Annotated in this window: 16 protein-coding genes and 1 pseudogene; 10 read left to right on the top strand and 7 right to left on the bottom strand. The window is 72.0% G+C overall.

Annotated elements, in window-relative coordinates:
* Window positions 1–64: 64 nt before the first annotated feature.
* The 3 genes from ACFYNU_RS29965 to ACFYNU_RS29955 all read left to right on the top strand — a co-directional run bounded on the left by ACFYNU_RS29965 (window position 65) and on the right by ACFYNU_RS29955 (window position 2373).
* Complete coding sequence (locus ACFYNU_RS29965) at window positions 65–1273, top strand: LAETG motif-containing sortase-dependent surface protein (protein ID WP_356594367.1); 1209 nt, start codon at window positions 65–67, stop codon at window positions 1271–1273.
* 117 nt (window positions 1274–1390) lie between these two features.
* Window positions 1391–2011: a 3'-5' exonuclease gene (locus tag ACFYNU_RS29960; RefSeq protein WP_356594369.1), complete on the top strand. Its 621-nt coding sequence runs from the start codon at window positions 1391–1393 to the stop codon at window positions 2009–2011.
* Window positions 2012–2019: 8 nt separating this feature from the next.
* A complete protein-coding gene (locus ACFYNU_RS29955) occupies window positions 2020–2373 on the top strand; it encodes a signal peptidase I (protein WP_356594371.1) in 354 nt (117 codons plus the stop codon).
* A 189-nt stretch (window positions 2374–2562) separates the two neighbouring features.
* On the opposite strand, the gene ACFYNU_RS29950 is transcribed toward ACFYNU_RS29955, so the two are convergent.
* Entirely contained in the window at window positions 2563–3156 is a 594-nt protein-coding gene (locus ACFYNU_RS29950; protein WP_356594373.1) for an isochorismatase family protein, read from the bottom strand.
* A gap of 113 nt (window positions 3157–3269) precedes the next feature.
* Window positions 3270–3503 (bottom strand): annotated as a pseudogene (locus ACFYNU_RS29945) (Type 1 glutamine amidotransferase-like domain-containing protein); the annotation flags it as partial.
* A gap of 22 nt (window positions 3504–3525) precedes the next feature.
* Between ACFYNU_RS29945 and ACFYNU_RS29940 the strand changes: the two are divergent.
* Window positions 3526–3792, top strand: a complete 267-nt coding sequence (locus ACFYNU_RS29940) for a hypothetical protein (RefSeq protein ID WP_356594418.1) — start codon at window positions 3526–3528, stop codon at window positions 3790–3792.
* A gap of 73 nt (window positions 3793–3865) precedes the next feature.
* Here the strand turns inward: ACFYNU_RS29940 and ACFYNU_RS29935 are convergent, their stop codons facing one another.
* Both ACFYNU_RS29935 and ACFYNU_RS29930 read right to left on the bottom strand, forming a co-directional pair.
* Entirely contained in the window at window positions 3866–4834 is a 969-nt protein-coding gene (locus tag ACFYNU_RS29935; protein ID WP_356594375.1) for a hypothetical protein, read from the bottom strand.
* A 333-nt stretch (window positions 4835–5167) separates the two neighbouring features.
* Window positions 5168–6067 (bottom strand): LysR family transcriptional regulator, encoded by a 900-nt coding sequence (locus tag ACFYNU_RS29930; RefSeq protein WP_356594377.1) that lies wholly within the window; start codon window positions 6065–6067, stop codon window positions 5168–5170.
* A 60-nt stretch (window positions 6068–6127) separates the two neighbouring features.
* On the opposite strand from ACFYNU_RS29930, the gene ACFYNU_RS29925 reads away from it, so the two are divergent.
* Window positions 6128–6904 (top strand): SDR family oxidoreductase, encoded by a 777-nt coding sequence (locus tag ACFYNU_RS29925; RefSeq protein ID WP_356594379.1) that lies wholly within the window; start codon window positions 6128–6130, stop codon window positions 6902–6904.
* Between the two features lie 85 nt (window positions 6905–6989).
* Complete coding sequence (locus ACFYNU_RS29920; protein WP_356594381.1) at window positions 6990–9002, top strand: hypothetical protein; 2013 nt, start codon at window positions 6990–6992, stop codon at window positions 9000–9002.
* A gap of 96 nt (window positions 9003–9098) precedes the next feature.
* On the opposite strand, the gene ACFYNU_RS29915 is transcribed toward ACFYNU_RS29920, so the two are convergent.
* Window positions 9099–10796, bottom strand: coding sequence for a translation initiation factor 2 (locus tag ACFYNU_RS29915; RefSeq protein WP_356594383.1), 1698 nt, complete (start codon window positions 10794–10796; stop codon window positions 9099–9101).
* A gap of 254 nt (window positions 10797–11050) precedes the next feature.
* Between ACFYNU_RS29915 and ACFYNU_RS29910 the strand changes: the two genes are divergently transcribed.
* The 4 genes from ACFYNU_RS29910 (at window position 11051) to ACFYNU_RS29895 (ending at window position 14178) form a co-directional block, all read left to right on the top strand.
* A complete protein-coding gene (locus ACFYNU_RS29910) occupies window positions 11051–11521 on the top strand; it encodes a hypothetical protein (protein ID WP_356594385.1) in 471 nt (156 codons plus the stop codon).
* A gap of 78 nt (window positions 11522–11599) precedes the next feature.
* Window positions 11600–12559: an ATP-binding cassette domain-containing protein gene (locus ACFYNU_RS29905; protein WP_356594387.1), complete on the top strand. Its 960-nt coding sequence runs from the start codon at window positions 11600–11602 to the stop codon at window positions 12557–12559.
* The gene (locus ACFYNU_RS29900; RefSeq protein WP_356594389.1) at window positions 12556–13362 is read left to right on the top strand and encodes an ABC transporter permease; all 807 of its coding nucleotides are present in this window, start codon (window positions 12556–12558) and stop codon (window positions 13360–13362) included. Before ACFYNU_RS29905 ends, ACFYNU_RS29900 begins: the two co-directional genes overlap by 4 nt.
* A 12-nt stretch (window positions 13363–13374) precedes the next feature.
* Complete coding sequence (locus ACFYNU_RS29895) at window positions 13375–14178, top strand: MerR family transcriptional regulator (RefSeq protein WP_356594391.1); 804 nt, start codon at window positions 13375–13377, stop codon at window positions 14176–14178.
* A gap of 45 nt (window positions 14179–14223) precedes the next feature.
* On the opposite strand, the gene ACFYNU_RS29890 is transcribed toward ACFYNU_RS29895, so the two are convergent.
* Window positions 14224–15753, bottom strand: coding sequence for a tetratricopeptide repeat protein (locus ACFYNU_RS29890; protein ID WP_356594393.1), 1530 nt, complete (start codon window positions 15751–15753; stop codon window positions 14224–14226).
* 45 nt (window positions 15754–15798) lie between these two features.
* Window positions 15799–18750, bottom strand: a complete 2952-nt coding sequence (locus ACFYNU_RS29885) for a CHAT domain-containing protein (RefSeq protein ID WP_356594395.1) — start codon at window positions 18748–18750, stop codon at window positions 15799–15801.
* Between the last annotated feature and the right edge of the window lie 57 nt (window positions 18751–18807).

Genomic DNA, 18807 nt, shown 5'->3' with positions numbered 1-18807 from the left:
AGGAGTTGTTCTCCAGGAGTCCACCGTCCGTTTGCCCGCGCTCAGGTCTGACGAGGTTCGTTCCATGCCGATCCCCCCACGCAACCGCCGCCGCAACCGCACCTTCGGCACCTCCCGTACCACTGTCGCCGCGCTGGGCGCCGCCGGTCTGGTCGCGCTGGGCGCCGCCGCCCCCGCCGCCTTCGCCGACGAAGCGGCGCCCGAGCTGGTCATGGGAGACATCGCCCCGATCGAGGGCGTCGAGCCGGGCACCGACTTCGAGCCGTCCCTCATCGTGGCGAACAAGGGCACCGAGGCCGTCGACAAGGTGTACGTCTCCTACTCCGTCACGCGAGGTCTCGACTACGCGGCGATTCCGGCCAACTGCGAGGCGCACCAGGTCCCGTCCTACGACGAGATGACCGAGAAGTCGAACGTGGTGTGTGAGTTCGACGGGCCCGTGGAGCCCGGTGTCGTGTACGAGCCGGACAAGCCCCTCGCGATCAAGGCGCTGGACCGCGCGCTCAACGACGACCTGCGGATGACCATCGGGGACCTCTACCCGGACCTGGACGAGTCCGCCACGACGCCGGTCCCCGGAACGGCGCCCGCGATCAAGCTGGTCGAGCGTGCGGCCGGCGGTGAGGCCACCAAGGACATCGTCGAGGTACCGGTCACCTCCGTGAACACGGCCGACTACCAGGTGACGGGAGCCGCCCTGAAGGGCGCCGTCGGCGACACGGTGACGCTGACGGCGAAGTTCAAGAACGCCGGGCCCGCCTGGGTGCTGACCAAGGAGGGGGACCCGCTCGTCGAGGTCCTGATCACGCCCCCCGCCGGGACGTCGGTCGTCAAGCCGGACGGCTTCTGCGAGCTCAAGGGCAAGGCACTGTCCTGCGGTACGAGTCAGAGGTGGGTCAACGAGGGCGGCGGCGAGACCTACACGATCAAGCTGAAGATCGACAAGGAGGTGGCGGGCGCCAAGGGCTCGGTGGCGCTGAGCACCGAGCCGCGCCCGTTCGACCCCGAGAAGGCCAACGACAAGGCGGAGATAAGCCTCGATGTGACGGGCGGGGGCTCGTCCGGCGGCTCGTCGGGCTCGTCGGGATCGGCCGACTCGTCCGGCGGCTCGTCCTCGACCGGGGGCAACGACCCGACCACGAACAACGAGGAACTGGCCGAGACCGGCTCCTCCTCCCCGGCAGTGCCGATCGCACTCGGCGCCGCGGCGGCGGTGGTCGTGGGCGCGGGCAGCCTCTTCGTCGTACGCCGCCGGACCGAGCACACGGGCTGACGCGGAGCACCGGTCGCCGGACGGCGCGGCTCGGCGCGGCACGGCCTGTGCCGCGCCGAGCCGTCCACGGGGAAAACCGGATGACCTGGGGCGCGGCACTTTCTACGCTCACTCCTCATGGACGAGGGCGCGCACCTGCTGAACGTGGTCGATGTCGAAGCGACATGCTGGGAGGGGCAGCCGCCGCCCGGCCAGGTGAGCGAGATCATCGAGATCGGCCTCACCGTGGTCGACCTGCGCGCGGGTGAACGCCTCGCCAAGCACCGGCTGTTGGTACGCCCGGCCCGCTCGGAGGTGAGCCCGTTCTGTACGGAGCTGACGGGGCTGACCCGGGCCGAGGTGGACGGTGGTCTGTCCTTCGCCGAGGCGTGCCGCACACTGGCCGCCGAGCACCGAACGGGCCTGCTGCCCTGGGCCAGTTGGGGCGACTACGACCGTAACCAGTTCACCCGCGAGTGCCAACGGACGGCTGTCGAGTATCCCTTCGGCAGCCGCCACACCAACGCGAAGGTCGTCTTCACCGCCTCCTACGGTCTGCGCCGACGCCCCGGCATGGCCCAGGCACTGACCACGGCCGGCCTCCCGCTGGAGGGCCGCCACCACCGGGGCGACGACGACGCGTGGAACATCGCCGCGCTGATCCTGAATCTGGCGGAGCGCGGCGACTGGCCTGTCGACCGGCCTGTCGACCTGCCCGCCGACCGACCCGCCGACCGGGGCGAGAGCGGCATCCGGTGACCGGTGACGTGAACGACACCGTGTACGTGGGCAACGCGGGCAAGGACGCGGCGCTGGACCGGGGTTGGCTGCTCGGGCACTTCAAGGACGCCGGCGATCCGCGCCACAGCGATGCCGTCGAGATCAAATGGGGCGTGCATCCCCGGGGCGACGAGCGGGCGAGTTGGGTGAGGGGCGAGGAGCGGACAGCTCTGCTGGTTCTCATCAGCGGGCGCTTCCGTGTCGAACTCCCGGGCCGCAGCGTGCTTCTGGAGCGGCAGGGCGACTACGTGGTGTGGGGCCGAGGCACCGATCACTCGTGGTTCGCGGAGGAGGAGTCGGTGGTGCTGACCGTCCGGTGGCCGTCCGTGCCGGGGATGTGACGGAGGAGTCGCGGACGGCGGTGAACTCCGCCTTCGCCCTTAGCTCTTCGCCGCCTCTCGCTTACGCCTCCGCCCTTCGCTTACGCCCGCGCGCTGCGCGCCGCCCCCCCCCGCCGCCGCGTCGAGACGGTCGGCGGGGGGCGCAGGCGCGGGCGAAGTCTTCGTCGTCACCGCTGAATTCACCCAACCTCAGCCGTGGACGACGGGCTGCCCGGTGAGTGCGACGCCCGCTTCCCGCATCTCGGTGAGGGCATGGGTGGTGGTGTCGGGGGCGACCCCCGCCGTGTAGTCGAGGAGGACCCGCGTGCCGAAGCCCGCCGCGACGGCGTCCAGGGCGGTGGCCTTCACACAGTGGTCGGTAGCGATGCCGACGACGTCGACATCGGTGATGTTCTCTGCGCGCAGCCAGTCGGCCAGCGGCGTGCCACCCTCAGTCGCGCCTTGGAAGCCGCTCTTCGACGCGGAGTGAGCGCCTTTGAAGAAGACCTCGTCCACCGCGTCCGAGGTGGCGGTGGCCGCGAAGCCGGGGTGGAATTCGCTTCCCTCGCTGCCGGCCACGCAGTGGACGGGAAAGGAGTTCTCGTAGTCGGGCCGGTCGGAGAAATGATCGCCCGGATCGTAGTGGTGGTCCCGCGTCGCGACGATGCGCGCGTACTCGCCGTCCGCCGAGACCCGTACGAGTTCGGCGATGGCGGCGGCCCGGTCCGCACCGCCCTTCACCGGAACGCTGCCGCCCTCACAGAAGTCCTTCTGCACATCGACCACGATCAGCGCACGACTCATCAGACACCTCTTCCTGGGGAATCCTCGGTCCTCACCTGACGGTGACCCTTTCCCCGTCGTGTCATGCGCGGCGGACCTACCGCACACCCGTCCGGTCCAGCCCGCCGCTGTGCGCGCCGGACCGCGAGCAGATTCGCGGTACTGCCGCCACCGACGTACACGACGTCCTGCGAGAGCAGAAAGGCCCACAGCGAGTCGTCGTCCAACTCGTGCCGGAACAACGGCAGTACGGAGGGCTCACACGCGCGCGGCTGAAAGGCGGTGAGGAACTGCTCGATGTACGCCGGGGCGTCGCCGGAGACGGCGGACGGCGGACGGCGGGAGGGCGCTCCGGCCCTGGTTGTCAGTGGTGGCTGGGATGCTGCCCTGATGGACGAACTGATGCGGCGGCGGGTGTACGGCGCCGACCATGAAGACCCGGATCCGGGACCTCGGCCGGGCCGCGTGTACCGGGAGCTGTGCGCCGGGCCGCTGGACGGGCTGCTCCTGGACGTGACCGGATGGACGGACGAGGAGCTGGACACCGGCGCGATGCTCGTCACCGAGATAGGGGCGTACGGACCGGGCGGGCGAGCCGGGTACGGGCCGCGCGCCGGTGATCCGGACCGGTGGGACTGGCAGGGCGACAGCCCGTGACGGTGCCCCCCCGAAGCAGACCGGTCGGGCGGCCCGGCCTGTGTGCGTCGCCGCGCCGCCCCCTGCCCTCGGCTCAGTGGCCGTGGCCTTCGGCCTCCTCCGTCCCACCGGGCTTCGCGGAGGGCTTCGCGTCGGCGTCCTCGGCCGGAACGTCGACGGTGAAGGCAGCCGTGCGGACCTTGCCTTCGTGCTGGAAGTCGAGGAAGAGCCGGTACGCGCCGGAGCTGGGTGCGGTGGCGGTGAAGGACACGTCCGGGCCCGGCTCGGTGACGCCGTCATCCGGTTCGCCGTTCGGGTGGACGTGCAGATAGGCGAGGTCACCTGCGCGGAGGGCGACGAGATGGCCGTAAGCGCCGAGGTAGGGCTGGAGGTTGGTGACGGGCTTGCCGTCCTCGCTGACGGTCAGCTTCAGTTCGTTGGCCTTGCCGGGGGTCAGGGCGCCGGCAAGAGCGACCTGGTAGCCGTCGACCTCGGCGGTGACGCGGACGGGCGGGAGCGGGGCGGGCTCGGCCTTGCCGGAGACGGCCAGGTCGGCGCCGAGCGTCACCCCGGAGGCGCCCTTCTTCGCGGGCATGAAGTCGGCGAAGGCCCGATAGCCGCCTGCCGCGGGCAGCTCGGCCCGCACGCTCCAGGTACCGTCGGCGGCGCGTGTCGGGTGGAGGTGCCGATAGACCGTCAGGTCGCGTGAGGCGACGATGAAGTGCAACTCCTTGCCGTGCTCTCGCTGGTACGCGGTGACGTTGCGCCCGCGCTCGTCCTTGACGGAGAAGCTCAGGGTGGTCGACGTCCCCGCCGCGACGCGTGGTGTGTCGAGGGCGAGCGTGTACCCACCCTCCGAGATCTGTAGACCGCCGGCCGGCGCGGTCTCGTGTCGGCCCGCTGTCTTGTCGCCGGCCGCCCCCTCCGTCTCCGCGTGCTCGTCGTGGGCGGCCGGCGGCTTCTTGGCGACGACGGGGTCGATGCTCGTGCCGATGCCGTACGCGGTGCCGAAGGTAGCGGCGATCGCGGCTGCGAAGGCGGTGATCCTGAGTCCCGTGTTCATGGGGGTCTCCTTCGTGAGGGGGCCACTCTCGCAGGGGCGGCCGAACACCTCCAACATACCCTCCAGGGGTATGTAGTCAAGTCGGGTGTCGCCTTGCATCGAATACCTGGGGGAGGTATGCCTGGATATTGGTGCCGTAGACCTCTGAGCGGTGGCTCGTGGTGCGCAGGGCGGCGACTCGCGCCCACGCCCGTCGCTCCCGAAAGCTTTCTCTGCGGGGCCAAGCGGCTCTCTACCGCCTATTCGGCGGGCGAGGGCCGGGCGGAGCTGACCGGTCGGCCGCTCCAGGGCGTCGGCGCGGCGCCGGTCGCGCCGTCCGCTCCGACCGCGCCGTCACGAACTCCCGTCGCAGAAGCAGCCGACGCACGCGTTCACGAAGACGCGCACCGCGTCCCGGCGGTCCGGGCTGCGCCAGGCGACCGCGAGTTCGCTCGGCGGCAGACCGCCCACCGGTCGGAAGACCACGTCCGGGCGTTGGTAGATCTCCACATTGCCGGCGGAGAGCAGCACCACCCCGAGCCCGGAGGCCACCGCCTCGAAGGTCTCCTCCGCGGTCTCCGTCTCGGCGGCGACCCGGGCAGGGTACGGACGCTCGGCGCTCGCCAGCCAGAACTCGCGCAGCGCCCCCGCCGCTTGAGGCATCGCGATGAACGGCTCGTCGAGCAGCTCGGTGAACGGGACCATCTCCCGCCGGGCCAGACGATGGCCGGGTGGCATCGCCACCCACCGCTCCTCGGTGGCGACCACACGCCAGGAGAGCCCGGCCCCGTGCGCGACGGGCAGCCAGACGATCGCCACGTCCACATCGCCGTTGGCCAGCCCCGCCGACGGGTTCCCCCAGGGCACCTGCCGGAACAGCAGCCGCGAGTCCGGCAGCGACTCGCCCATCCTCTCGGTGACGGCGGGAATGAGGCCCCGGCCGATCCGAGTCTGGAAGCCGACCGTCAATGTCGCCCGCTGAGCGGCCGACGCCTCGACCGTCTCCCGGCGCGCCTCCTCCCACAGGTCGACGATCCGCCGGGCGCGAGGCAGCAGCGCCTCACCCGCTGCGGTCAGCACGACCGTACGGTGACCCCGGTCGAACAGCGACACCCGCAGACAGGTCTCCAGCTGGCGGATCTGTTTGCTCAGCGCCGGTTGCGAGACGAACAGCCGGTCGCTCGCCGCACGGGTGAAGCTCAACTCCTCGGCCACCGCGATGAAATACCGCAGATCCTGGACCCGAACATCCATAACCTCAGGTTATAGCAACAGGTCTTGGACGCGCGCGCCGATCAACCACAGGATCGACGCATGGAACTCACCGGAAAGACGGCGCTCGTGACCGGCGCATCCCGAGGAATCGGACGGGCCATCGCCACCCGGCTCGCCGCCGACGGCGCACACGTCGCCGTGCACTACGCGAGCAACGACACGGCGGCGGCGGAAACCGTCGCCGCCATCGAGCGCGCCGGCGGCAGCGCCTTCGCCGTACGCGCGGAACTGGGTCCGGACGGTGCCGTCGACACCCTCTTCGCCAGGCTGGAACAAGGGCTGGCCGGGCAGCCGTTGGACATCCTGGTCAACAACGCGGCCGTGTTCGCCGGCCCGCTCGACCAGGTGACACCACAGGAGTTCGACCGCCTCTTCGCGGTCAACGTGAAGGCCCCGTACTTCATCGCCAAGCGAGCGCTGCCGCTGCTGCGCGACGGTGGCCGCATCGTCAACATCTCATCCGCCGCCACCCGGATCGCCCTGCCCGAGACGGCGTACGCGATGTCCAAAGGCGCGCTGGACGTGCTCGGCCGGAATCTCGCCAACCAGCTCGGCCCCCGGGGCATCACCGTCAACACCCTTGCCCCCGGCGTCACCGAGACCGATATGAACACCTGGATACGGGACGCCCCGCACCTGGTCGAACGGAGCACCGCGATCACCGCGCTGGGCCGGGTCGGCCAGCCCGAGGACGTCGCCGACGCCGTCGCGTTCCTCGTCTCCCACGACGCCCGCTGGATCACGGGCCACTGGCTCGACGCCACGGGCGGCCTCCATCTGGGACCCGACGCGTCCCCGGCCCCCGCGCGGCCATAGACCGAGTTCACTGATCCCGACGGCCCCGACCGCCTAGAGTGACGACAAACATGAGGCCACGTCAGGACAGGGGACCGCAGACCGCATGGCGTACGAACTGCCTCCGGAGATCGTGCACTTCGTCAACCGGGAGGACGAGCAGAACCGGGCCTTCACCGCCGTCGCCGAGTGGACCGCGCGGTCCCGGCCCCTGTGCCTGGCGCTGAGCGGGCCCGGTGGGTCGGGCAAGACGGAGCTGGCCTTCCGGATCGCCCGCGCGCTGCGGGACCGGTACCCGGACAGCGTCCTGTACGTGGACCTCGACGAGTTCCGGCGGGACGGGGCGGTCGTGGTCGCCGACGCGCTGGGCCAGTTGCTCGTCTCGCTGGGCGTCGCCCCCGACATGCTGGCGAACTCCTTCAAGGGTCGCTGCAAGCAGTACTGGACACGGACCGACGGCCAACGGCTCGTCGTGGTCATCGACAACGCCCGCTACGGAGCGGAGGTCGTACCGCTGCTCCCGGCGTCCGGCGCCAGCGTGGCGATCGTCGCGAGCCACGGACCGCTGTACGACATCGAGGACGGCGCCGCGGTCGGCCTTGAGCTGCATCCGCTGGACGACGCGGACTCCGCCGAACTGCTACGGCGCGTCGTCCGGGATCAGCGGCTCACGGACGAGCCCGAGGCGGCCCGGGGGCTCGTCCGGCTCTGCGCCGGTCTGCCCGCTGCCTTACATGTCGCCGCCCGCTGGATGCGCAAGTACCACCGTCGGCCGCTGTCGCGCCTGCTCGCCGAACTGTCGCGCGAGCTCGACGAGAAGGGCGTGCCGGTGGTCGAGAAGGTGTGGGACGCGGCGTATCTCAGCCTCACCCCCGAGGCCGCCCTGCTGTACCGGCTGCTCGCCGACCACCCAGGACCGTCGTTCACCCCGAAATCCGCCACCGCGCTTCTCGGGCTGGGCCGGGACGCGGCGGACGGGGCGCTCGAAGAGCTGGAGACCGCCGGACTGCTCGACACCCGCGAGGCGCCGGGCGCCGGCGGCAGGCTGCGGCTGCCCGACCTGATGCGCGCGCACGCCCGTCGCCGGGCCAGGAACGACGGGGCGGAGCGGGAGCGGGCCGAAGCCCAGCGGCGTATCGTGACCTGGTTCCTGCGTCAGGCCCAGCGCGCGGACCTCTTCGCCGCCGGCCGCAGACTCGTCGTGGCCGACGCCGTACCGCCCGTCGAAGGAGCCCCCGACTTCCCGCTCGCCGACCCGGCGGACTGCGCGGACGGCGAGCGCGACGAGCGGCGGGAGAGGGCACGGAGCGCGGCGCGCCTGCTCAACACCGAACGGCACGCGCTGTACGCGTCCGTACGTGTCGCCCACGCACTGGGCCTCGACACCGAGGCATGGGCCCTCTGCGAGCCGCTGTGGACGCACTTCCTCGACCATCCCCACCCCGCCGACGACATCGAGGTGTTCAGCCTCGGCGTGGCGGCAGCCGCGCGCGCCGGGAATCTGGCCGCGCTGGTCCGAATGCGCTGCCAGTTGGCTCGTCCCCTGTGGGAGCAGGGGAGAACGGACGAGGCCGCGCAGGAACTGGCGCGCGCGCTCACGACGCTCGACACGCTCGGGGACTCCACGCTGACGACCAAACTGCGCGCGTCCACCATCGAGTTCCGGGGCACGCTGCACTCGGTCCAGGGCGACTGGGCCGCAGCCGCGGCGGACTTCCGACGCTCCGGCGACCTGCACCACACGATCTCCAACACATACGGCGTCACGCTCCAGACCTACCGGCTCGGCCGGGCGACAGCCGAACTCGGCGACGCCGACGAAGCGGGCCAACTGCTGGCGCGGGCCCACCGGTCGGCGGTCGAACTGGGACGCGAGCGGCTGGCCGCACGCATCGGGTTCGCGCTGGGCGGTGTGCTGCGCGGCCTCGGACGCACAGGTGAGGCTCGGGTGTTGTACGACGACGCGCTGGCCAGCGCGCGCGGCCGGCAATCCGACGCCGACGAGCAACGGATCCTCGTCGCCTTCGCCGAACTGGCCGAGGAGGAGGGACACCCCGACGAGGCCGAGTCCCACCGGGCGGCGGCGCATGCCATCCGGGTGCGGAACGGTCTCGCCTAGCCCCGCCGAACCGGAACGGCCGGACCCACGGACCCACCGGACCCATCGGATCGGGCCGGATCGGGCCGGACCGAATCGGACCGCACCGGAGCGGACCTAGAGGATCCGCCCCGCCTCGTCGGCCGTGGCGGGGGAGAGGCGTGCCTCGTACCGTCGGCCGCCGAGCACACAGGTCACACGGCTCACCGCCGCCACCTTCGCACCCGGAGCGGCCAGTCGTGCGTGGACCGCGGAGAGTACGGCGGCCGGATCGCTGTGGACGATCCGGCCGTGCTCCGTCGGTGGTTCGATCCGGACGGACAGCAGCGCCCCGCCCCGGACCCGCACGACGCAGTGCACCGGGGACAGCACGGCCCCGGCGGTGCGGCAGCCCGGATAGCTGTCGAGGATGTGCGCGGTCCAGCCGGCCACGGTCCACTCGACGCGGTACGGAGCGGGACTCGTCCGTTCCGTACGCCGGAACAGCAACGCCGCGCTCTGCGACTGCCGTTCCCCTGCCGCGCCGTACTCGACGGCCAGATGGTGCGCGGGCGCGTCGACGTGGCCGGGGAACCGCTCGACATGCGTCTCGTCTCCGTCGAGGCATACGCGTACGGCGAAGGCGGACGGTGCACGGGAGGGCGCGGCCGGGACCGGCAGCAGGCGGGCGGTGACGGGTGCGGCGGGCGGGGAGAGGCCCAGCAGCCGGTACAGCTCCAGCCGGAGCCGCTCCAGCGCGCTCCCCTGCTCGGCAGCGGTACTGGCGGTGGGAGCGGCAGTGAGATCGGCGGTGGAAGTGGCGATAGCGCCGGCGAGTACGAACGCGGATGTGGCGGCGGCCCGTCCGGTCCCCGCCCGGTAGCCCCCCAGAGCCTCTTCCAGATCGGCCGCGCGGTCCAAGTGCGGTGCGCGGGCCAGGAGTTGAGCCATGGGGCTGCCGGGGATCAGCTCGTCGCCCCCGTCGTAAGCGGCGAGCACCGGACCGTCCAGGGCGGCAGCGTAGTACAGCGCGGTGGAACCGTGATCGGTGATCAGGGCGTCGGCAGCCAGCAGGACCGAGGCCCAGTCCTCGTACGGCCTGGCGAGGACCATTCCGGCGTCGAGAGCGGGCGCCAGCCGCTCCGCCAGCTCGAACTCACCGGTCCGGCTCCACTCGTTCGGGTGCACGACCAGTCCGAGCTGGTACGCGTCCTGGGGCAGGCGGGCCGCCAGCTCGAAGGGGAGGTCGGGCCGGCGCCGGAGCAGTGACTCCCCGCCCCAGGTCGACGTCAGTACGACGAGCCGCCGCGCGCCCGTCCCCAGCGCGGCCCGGAAGCTCTCGCGCCGGGGGAGAGAGGCGAGGATCCGCTCCAGGGTCGGATCGCCGACCACGGCGGCGTGTGCCGCCGCGCGCGGACTGAGGGCCGCCAGTCGGTCGATCTGGCCGGGATGGGCCAACGCGTGGAGGGCGGGCGGGAGATCGCCGTTGGGCATCAGATACGCGGGGTCCAGCCCCGAGGCCGCGTCCGCCGACCCCTCCCCATGGAACGTCTTGCTGAAGCCGGCTCCGTGCGGCAACAACACCCGGGGGCCTTCGAGGAGATGCAGCTCGCCCTTCGGACTTGCGGTGACGATCAGGTCGTACGCATCGCGGCAGGCCTCGTCCCAGGAGACGGAGCGTGCGCCGACCCGTTCGACGGCCGCGAGCGCGTCGAGCCCGAAGTCGGAACCGGGGACGAGAGTGAAGACCCGGCTGACGCGCGCGTCACCGGCGAACACCGGGAGCACGTCGAGCAACCTGTAGAGGGCGATCGCCGAGCGCGCGGCGAACAGCACCGCCCCGCCCGTCGCCCGTCGCCCGTCGCCCGTCGCCCGTCGCCCGTCGCCCGTCGCCCGTCGCCCGAAGTGTCCATTCTAGAGGTTCCATTCTGGCTTCGGGCGACCTGTCGGGCATGAAATCACCGCTGATCAGGCCAGGTTCCTCGGGCTCGTTCGGCGGCATGATCCTGATCGTACCGTCGTGACTCGTACGCAGGGAGACGACGCTGTTCGTGCTCCGGGCGCCGCCCCGGTCGGGAACAATGGCCGCCATGGACGAGTGGGGGATCGCACTGATCGCGGCAGGTTCAGCCCTCGCGGGCAGCCTCGTCACCGGCTGGTTCGCGCGCAGCGCGGGGATGAAACAGGCCGAGGCGGCGCAGCACGCCGGTGACCGGCAGGCGGATGCCCTGCTGCACACGGTCCGGCTGACGCTTCAGGAGCAGCGCGCGGTCCGACTGCTCGATCTACGGCGCCAGACCTATGTGGCGTTTCTGGAGGCCGCGGAAGCCGCGACGCTCACCAGCCGCACGGGTATCGGATCCGGCGGCGACGGCGCGGCCCTCCAACGGGCGTTTGGTGCCGTGACGTTGGAAGGACCCGCCGATGTGGCCCGGCCGGCGGGCGAGGTTGTCGACAGCCTCCGGCGCGGCGACTCCCCGGACGACGTCGAGCGCGCCAAGCAGGCCTTCGTCTCGGCCGCGCGAGCCGCGCTGGACCCGGCCGTCCCCGTACCGGAGTGATCGCGTACGGGACCGCGCCGTGCCCCGCAGCCCCGGCGGTTGACCCTGACGCAGGGGCAACCTCGCAGCATGGTCCGCATGACGACAACAACGAATGCGATCGAGGTCACCGGACTCCGCGCGTCGTACGGCGACCACCAGGTGCTCGCCGGAGTCGACCTCACCGTCCCCGCAGGTAGCGTCTACGCACTGCTGGGACCCAACGGGGCCGGTAAGACCACCGCCGTACGGATCCTGTCCACCCTGCTCCCGGCGGAGGGCGGTCAGGCGCGGGTCGCCGGATACGACGTACGCGGCGAGGCCGACCGGGTACGCGCGTCGATCGGCGTCACCGGGCAGTTCTCCGCCGTGGACGAATTGCTGACCGGGCGGGAGAACCTGCTGCTGATGGCGGACCTCGGCCACCTCGACCGGGACCGTGCCCGGCCCGTCGTCGGGCGGCTGCTGGAGCGGTTCGACCTGGCCGGCGCCGCAGACCGGCGCGCGGCGACGTACTCCGGCGGCATGAAGCGGCGGCTGGACCTGGCGATGACCCTGGTGCCCGGCCCCCGGCTGATCTTCCTCGACGAGCCGACCACCGGCCTCGACCCGCGCAGCCGCCGCGACCTGTGGGGGATCGTGCGCGAGCTGGTGGCCGACGAGGTCACCGTCTTCCTCACCACCCAGTACCTCGAAGAGGCCGACCAGCTCGCCGACCGGATCGGCGTGCTCGACGGGGGCAGGCTCGTCGCCGAGGGCACCGCCGCCGAGCTGAAACGGCTGATCCCCGGCGGCCATATCCAGCTCCAGGCCGCCGGCGCCGAGCAACTGGCGGAACTTCTGCGGCAGTTGCCGGACGCGAGCGCGAACGCCGAGACGCTCACCGTGACCCTGCCGCACGACGGGAGCCTCACCGCACTGCGAAGGCTCCTGGACAGGATCGAGGACGACGGGGCGGTCACCGGACTCGCCGTACACACCCCGGATCTCGACGACGTGTTCCTGGCCATCACCGGGCGCTCCACCACCCACGAACCGTCCCAGGAGGTGCCGGCATGAGCGCCGCGACATACACCGTCCGCGACTCGGCGACCATGCTGCGCCGCAATCTGACACACATGGCCCGCTACCCGTCGATGACGGTGATGCTGGTCGGGCAGCCACTGCTGTTCCTGCTGCTGTTCGTCTACGTCTTCGGCGCGGCCATGGGCGCCAGTCTGCCCGGCGCCCCGTCGGGAGCCCCGGCAGGGGACCGCGGTGACTACCTGGCGTACATCACTCCCGGGATTCTGATGATGACGGTCGCCAGCGTCTCCATCGGCACCGCGGTGCTGGTCGCCACCGACATGAAGAACGGGATCATCGACCGGTTCCGGACCATGCCCATCGCCAGGTCCGCCGTACTGACCGGCCATGTGCTCGGCGCCATGATCCAGACCGCCCTCGCACTCGCCGCCCTCCTCGGGGTTGCGTTCCTGATCGGCCTGCGGACCGGCGCGTCGGCGACGCAGTGGCTGGGGCTGACGGGGCTGCTCGTGCTGCTCTCCCTGGCGATGACCTGGTTCACCGTGGCGCTGGGACTGGCCAGCCCGGACCCGGAGACGGCGAGCAACCTGCCCATGATCTTCGTACTCCTGCCGTTCGTGGGCAGCGGCTTCGTGCCGGTCGAGTCAATGCCGGCCGGACTGCGCTGGTTCGCCGAACACCAGCCGTTCACACCGATCATGGACGCCTTCCGCGGCCTGCTGGCCGGCGCGCCGGCCGGTCCGGACACTCTCCTGGCCGTCGGCTGGTGCGCGGTGATCGGACTGACCGGCTATCTCTGGTCACGGCACCTCTACCGCACCCGCGCCGCCACCTAGGAGACTGATCCGATGCTGACCATCGGCGAGCTGGCCTCGTACGCCGGAGTGACCGTGCGCGCGGTGCGGCACTACCACGCCAAGGGCCTGCTGCCGGAACCGGAGCGGGACCACTCCGGCTACCGGAGGTACGACGCCGCCGCCGTGGTCGAGCTGATCAAGATCCGCACCCTCGCCGACGCGGGTGTCCCCCTGGGGCGGGTACGGGAACTGCTCCAGGCCGACGAGGACGAGTTCGCCACGGCGGTCGCGGACATCGACAGACGGCTACGGGCGGAGATCCGGGAACGGCGGCGGCACCGCGAACGGATCGCCCGTCTCACGGCCGGGGACAGCCTGGTGCTCCCGCCGGAGGTTGTCGCCTTTCTCGACCAACTGCGGGCGCTCGGGGTCGACGAGCGCATCGTCCAGGTCGAACGCGACGGCTGGATTCCGCTGGCCGCACACTCACCCGGGCGCATCCCGGAGTGGACGGCCCGCAAACGGCGGCAGATCGCCGACCCGAGGCTCATCGACTTCTATCTCACCCTCGGCCAGGCACTGGACCGGACCGACGACGATCCCCAACTGGTCGAGCTGGCCGACAAGATGGCGGCCTACATCACGGAGGTGGCCGACGAGCGGGGCGAGGACTACGTCGACGATGCCGACATCGAACCGCCGATCGCCAAGCTGCTCGACACGCTGGCCTTCGACACCGCACCGCCCGCCCGTCGGCTGATCGAGCTGCTGAGGACACGGGGCTGGACGGGCTGGACGAAGGTCGAGCGAGTGGATCCTCCCGGGGGCGCGCCGGGGGACGCGACCGGAGCCTGACAGGGCGATGTCGCGTCGCCGCACACAACTGCGCGGTCGGCCAGGTCAGCTGGGCCCACGGGAGCCGCCTGATCGTTCGGGCCCATCGGGTCCGTCGGGTCCGATCGTCCACCCGTCGATGTCCCCGGCCTCGATGCCCTCGGAGTCGGAGTCGGAGTCCACGGCCTCGGCGCCAGGAGACCGGCCGTCCGGCCCTGGCCCCGACTCAGGCCCCGGCCCCGACTCCGGCTCGGGCCCCGGCTCCGTATCGGCGGTGCCGGACGCTCGCCGCAACCACACCACGGCCTCTTCCATCGCACCCCGCATCTTGAGGACCTGCGCGAGGTTGAGCATGCCGGTGGTGTTGCCCGCTTCCGCCGCCGCCCGGAACCAGCGTTCGGCTCCCGCGAGGTCGCCGCGCTCGGCGGTCAGCGCGCCCAGACTCGCCATCGCCATGGTCTCGCCCGCTTCGGCGGCGCTGCGCCAGTGCGGTTCGGCCGCCGCGTCGTCGCCACGGTCGTGCAGCACGTTCGCCAGGTTGTTGTGGGCGTGCGCCCGGGTGGCGGGGTCCGCGACGTCCAGCGCCCTGCGGTAGTACGTCTCGGCGCCGGACTGGTCACCCTTCTGACGCAGGAGGACACCCAGATTCAGCAGCGATTCGTCGTGTCCGGCGGCGACAGCGCGCCGGAAGTAGCTCTCCGCGTCGGCCAGTCGGCCCTCCCGGCGTCGGCTCTCGGCGTACCGGTGCATCGCGGGTGCGCTGCCCGCGTCGGCCGCCTTCCGGAAGAGCGGTTCGGCCCGCGCCCTGCCGAAGCGCTCCTCGACGACCTCGGCGACATACAGCATCGCCGCCGGATCGCCCTCGTCTGCGGCACGCTCGAACCACGCCTGGGCGGCGGCGAGATCGCCCTCGTGGGCGGCGCGCGAACCCAGTAACTTGGCCGCCTCCGTACGGACTTGGCCTCCGGTTCCGGACATGCCCCGGCTGCGGCCCTCTTCGGCCGCCACGCACCACGCGTGCGCCAGCGCGACGTCCCCCTCGGCGATCCGCATCACCAGCAGCGCCGGGATGGTCTGCGAGGAGTCCGTGGCCGGGTGCGGGTCCAGCTCGTCCCGCAATTGCGCCCAGGCGAACGGCGAGTTCCCCGCGCGGGCCACCTGGCGCACGTGGGCGGTCGGCGACGGAGGAAGCGCCGGATCGGGTACGCCCTCCGGAAGCGCCGCCGCGTCGAAGGGAACGGTGCGGCGTGTCCACACCTGGAGCAGCGCGATGCGCATGCTGAGCGCCCCGAACGTCGCTCCACCCGAGCGGAGCAGGGACAGCGCGTGCTGCTCCTGCCCGTGGTCGAACTCAAGAGTCGCCAGCGCCGCGAGGCCGACGGGATCGCCCGCCGCCGCGGCCTGCGCCAGCCAGGTGCGTGCTTCCTCGTGCCTGCCACTGAGCGCGATCCCGAGCCCGTACACGGTCATGCCCTTGGCGTGGCCGGCTTCGGCCGCCTTGCGGGCGCGGTGCTCGCTGACGCGTTCGTCGCCCCTGTGCGCCATCTCGACGGCCATCCGCAGCCGGAAGCCGATACGGGGTGTGCGGCCGGACATCTGAACCCCCGTTGTCCGTCGGCGGGTTGAGCCTCAGGGTAGTGCTCAGCCGCCGCTGTGGACATGGCCCGCCCAGTGGGACGGAGCGAGCGGATGGGCGTCCCGGGCGGCGACGATCGTGTCGTGCAGGGCCAGTGCCGGATCGGTGGACCACAGACGGTGCCCGTAGAAGTCCCGGACGCGTAGCAGCGATTCGGTGTCGTCGACGGGCCACAGCGTGCCCACCACATGGCGGAATCCGGCCATCTGCACCGCGCTGGACAGGTGGAGAGCCTCGTCGGGCAGCCGCAGTCCGGCGTGCGCGGTCGCGCAGGCGGACAGGTACGCGAGGCGCGCGTCGGGCAGATCGAGAGCGGCCAGGTCGGCGACGGTGAGGGGCCCGTCGGCGGCGAGCAGACGCCCCGCCGAGGGCGCGACGGGGTCGGCGACGCCGTGCCCGCTGAAGTGGAACGTGGCGGGGTGCGCGCGAAGGCCCTTCTGGAGAGCGTCGCGATGTGCGGTCTCGTCGAGCAGCAGACGGCAGTCGGGCAAGAACTGGGCGACGTGCCGGGCCTCCTCGGCGGCGCGTTGGAGACGGCGGTGGCCGGGCGCCATCGGCACGGCGGCGATCAGCGCCGAGGAGCCCGCCGCCCGCTGACGCGACAGACCGGCCCGACGGGTCCGAGCGGGGCGGCGGGTGTGTGCCAGGACGGTGACGGTGGGGGCGTACGAACTGGTGACGGCGTCCAGTACGCCGGGTCCGCCGTGGGGCTGCGCGGCGTGCAGCGGCAGCGTGGCCAGGGGGCCGGTCGGTACCCACCAGAGGCGTTCGACCGGCCCCAGGGCGTCGAGTACGGGGGAGGCGACGGCGTCCCACAACCACGCCAGCACGTCGTGGATACGTGCCTGCTGGGCCGGGTGCTCCAGCAGATCGGTGTCGGGGTCGGCCAGGCGGGAGAGCGCCAGCCGTAGAGCGGCGGAGTGGGTCTCGGCCGCTTCCGGGGTGAGGAGGGGCAGCGGGAGTACGCGCAGTCCGCCGTCCGTACGCGCGGGGGAGAGCAGGAACGCCGCAGAACCGTACTGGCTGACATTGACCACGACGACAGGTCCGTGTGCCGCCTGCCCGAGGAGTGCGTCGAGCGACGGCGGTCGCCAGAAGTCGGGGAGCAGGACGCGTATCTCGGCGAGCAGTTCGTCCCACTCGCGGGCGCGGATGTGCCGCAGATCGCCGTGCGGGGCCGGTTCGCCTCGGTCGAAGAAGGTTTGCAGGCCGGTGAGGCGGCGGGCCGATTCGCTGTCCAGGGAGCGCAGTTCGGCCAGATCATCGCGGTTGCGGATGCCCTGGGCGAGGAGTACTCCCCGCCCCATTTCGAGCAGGCGCAGCGCCTTCGCCGCGTCCCCGGCGCGCAGGGCGCAGGCGGCGGCGTCGCCGGCGAGCGAGGGCACGCTCGCGAGGCCGAACTCGGAGTCGGACAGGGCGAGATGGGGGCGGGCGAGCCGGGGCAGCAGCTCCACGGCGAGTGTGTAAGCGTCGGACGCCTCGTGCGGTGATTCCAGGACCGTGGCCGCGGCGCCCCAGAACACGGCGGCGACGATCCGTAGCCAGGTGTCGGCGGTGCTCTGCCGGGCGGCGGCGCGGTGCAGTTCGAGCGCTTCGGGCAGCTGCCGGTACTCGCGTTCGTCGACGGACTGCTCGATCAGCAGCCTGCCCAACTGGTGGCGGCACTTGGCGAGTAGCGGGTGCCCTTCGGGCAGGGCGGCGAGAGCGCGGCGTAACTCGCCCGTGGCCGTGGCGTATTCCGTACGGTCTCCGTGCCCTTGTCCGTCCCCGCGCCCGCGCCCGTGCCCGTGTGCGTTCGCGTTCGCCAGGGCGCCCGCGCGGGCGGCCAGTGCGGCGGCCACCGTCTCGGGGGAGCTGCCGTGGGCGGCGGCCGAGGCGTAGGCAGCGACCTGCTCGGCTCGGGCGTGCGCGATGTCCTGCGGCGAGCCGAAGAATGTCCGCGTGTCGGCCAGGGCAAGCCTCAGAGCGTTCCCCAACCCCAGCTGGAACACGGCGAGACCGGGTGTGACGGCCGCGGTGCTGCGGGCCACCGCCGTACGGTGATGGTGCAGCGCCTGCGTCAGGTCGTCGCTCGCACGCAGCCGCTCGTAGCGCAGCCGCAACGCCAGCCCCAGATTGTGGTGGTGTCCGGCGGTCGTCTCCGCCTCGGCGACCAGGCTCTCCGTGCCTTCCGTGCTCTCCGTGCCCTCCGTATTCTCCGCGGTCGAAGCCAGCTCCGCAGCCGTGCGGCAGTGGCGAATCGCCGCCTCCAGGTCGGAGAGTTCGCCGGCGTGCTCGTAGCGCACGCGCAGAGAGACTCCGAGCGTGCTGACGACCGCCCTGCGGTGCGGATGTCCGGGGCCGGCGAGTGCCAGCGCCTCGCGCAGCTTCGCGATGCAGGTGTGCAGGTCGGCGGGGTCCCCGGCGCGCTCGTAGCGCAGACGCAGAGTCAGGGCCCACAACTGTAGTGGCAGCGCCCGCAGATGGGGCAGAGCGTCGGGGACGGCGTCGAGGGCCGTCTCGCAGGCGACGCGTGCCCGGGAGGTGGCCGCACTGTCGTCCACGGCTTCCGCGACGGCTCGCGCGGCCGTGTCGGTGAGCTTCACCGCCCGGCGCGCGGCGGCGGTCAACCGCTCGGTGTCCGGCCCGCTCTCCGTAGCGGGTCCATCGGCCCATCCGGCTCGTTCCGTGAACCGGACCAGTGCGTCGACGATCAGCTGTTCACGCTGTGCCGCGGCGGTGTCGTTCCGGATCTGGCAGGCGAGCACGCGGGCCCGGTACAGGTCGAGAAGAAGCCGGACCGCCTCCTGGTCGCGGTCCGGTCGCGGCAGCGCCCGCTGAAGCTGGGCGGCCTGCCGTGTCGCGTCCGCGTCCAGCACGGCCCCCACGTCCTGGCTCGTCAGGAAGAGGCCCAGCCGCGCCTGGAGCGCGCGAACCAGCGCGTCGCGTGGGTGTGCCGGTTCCCCGGGTGTCGCCATCGCCCCTCCTCCGCCCGTCGCCCCGTCGTTATCGTGAGGCGGATGCTTCCGACTGCG

It is taken from the genome of Streptomyces sp. NPDC006643, from assembly GCF_042870175.1.
In the GTDB taxonomy this organism is placed as follows: Bacteria; Actinomycetota; Actinomycetes; order Streptomycetales; family Streptomycetaceae; genus Streptomyces.
The sequence above is the reverse complement of the archived record's forward strand: the minus strand, read 5'-3'. Positions and strand labels throughout refer to the sequence as shown.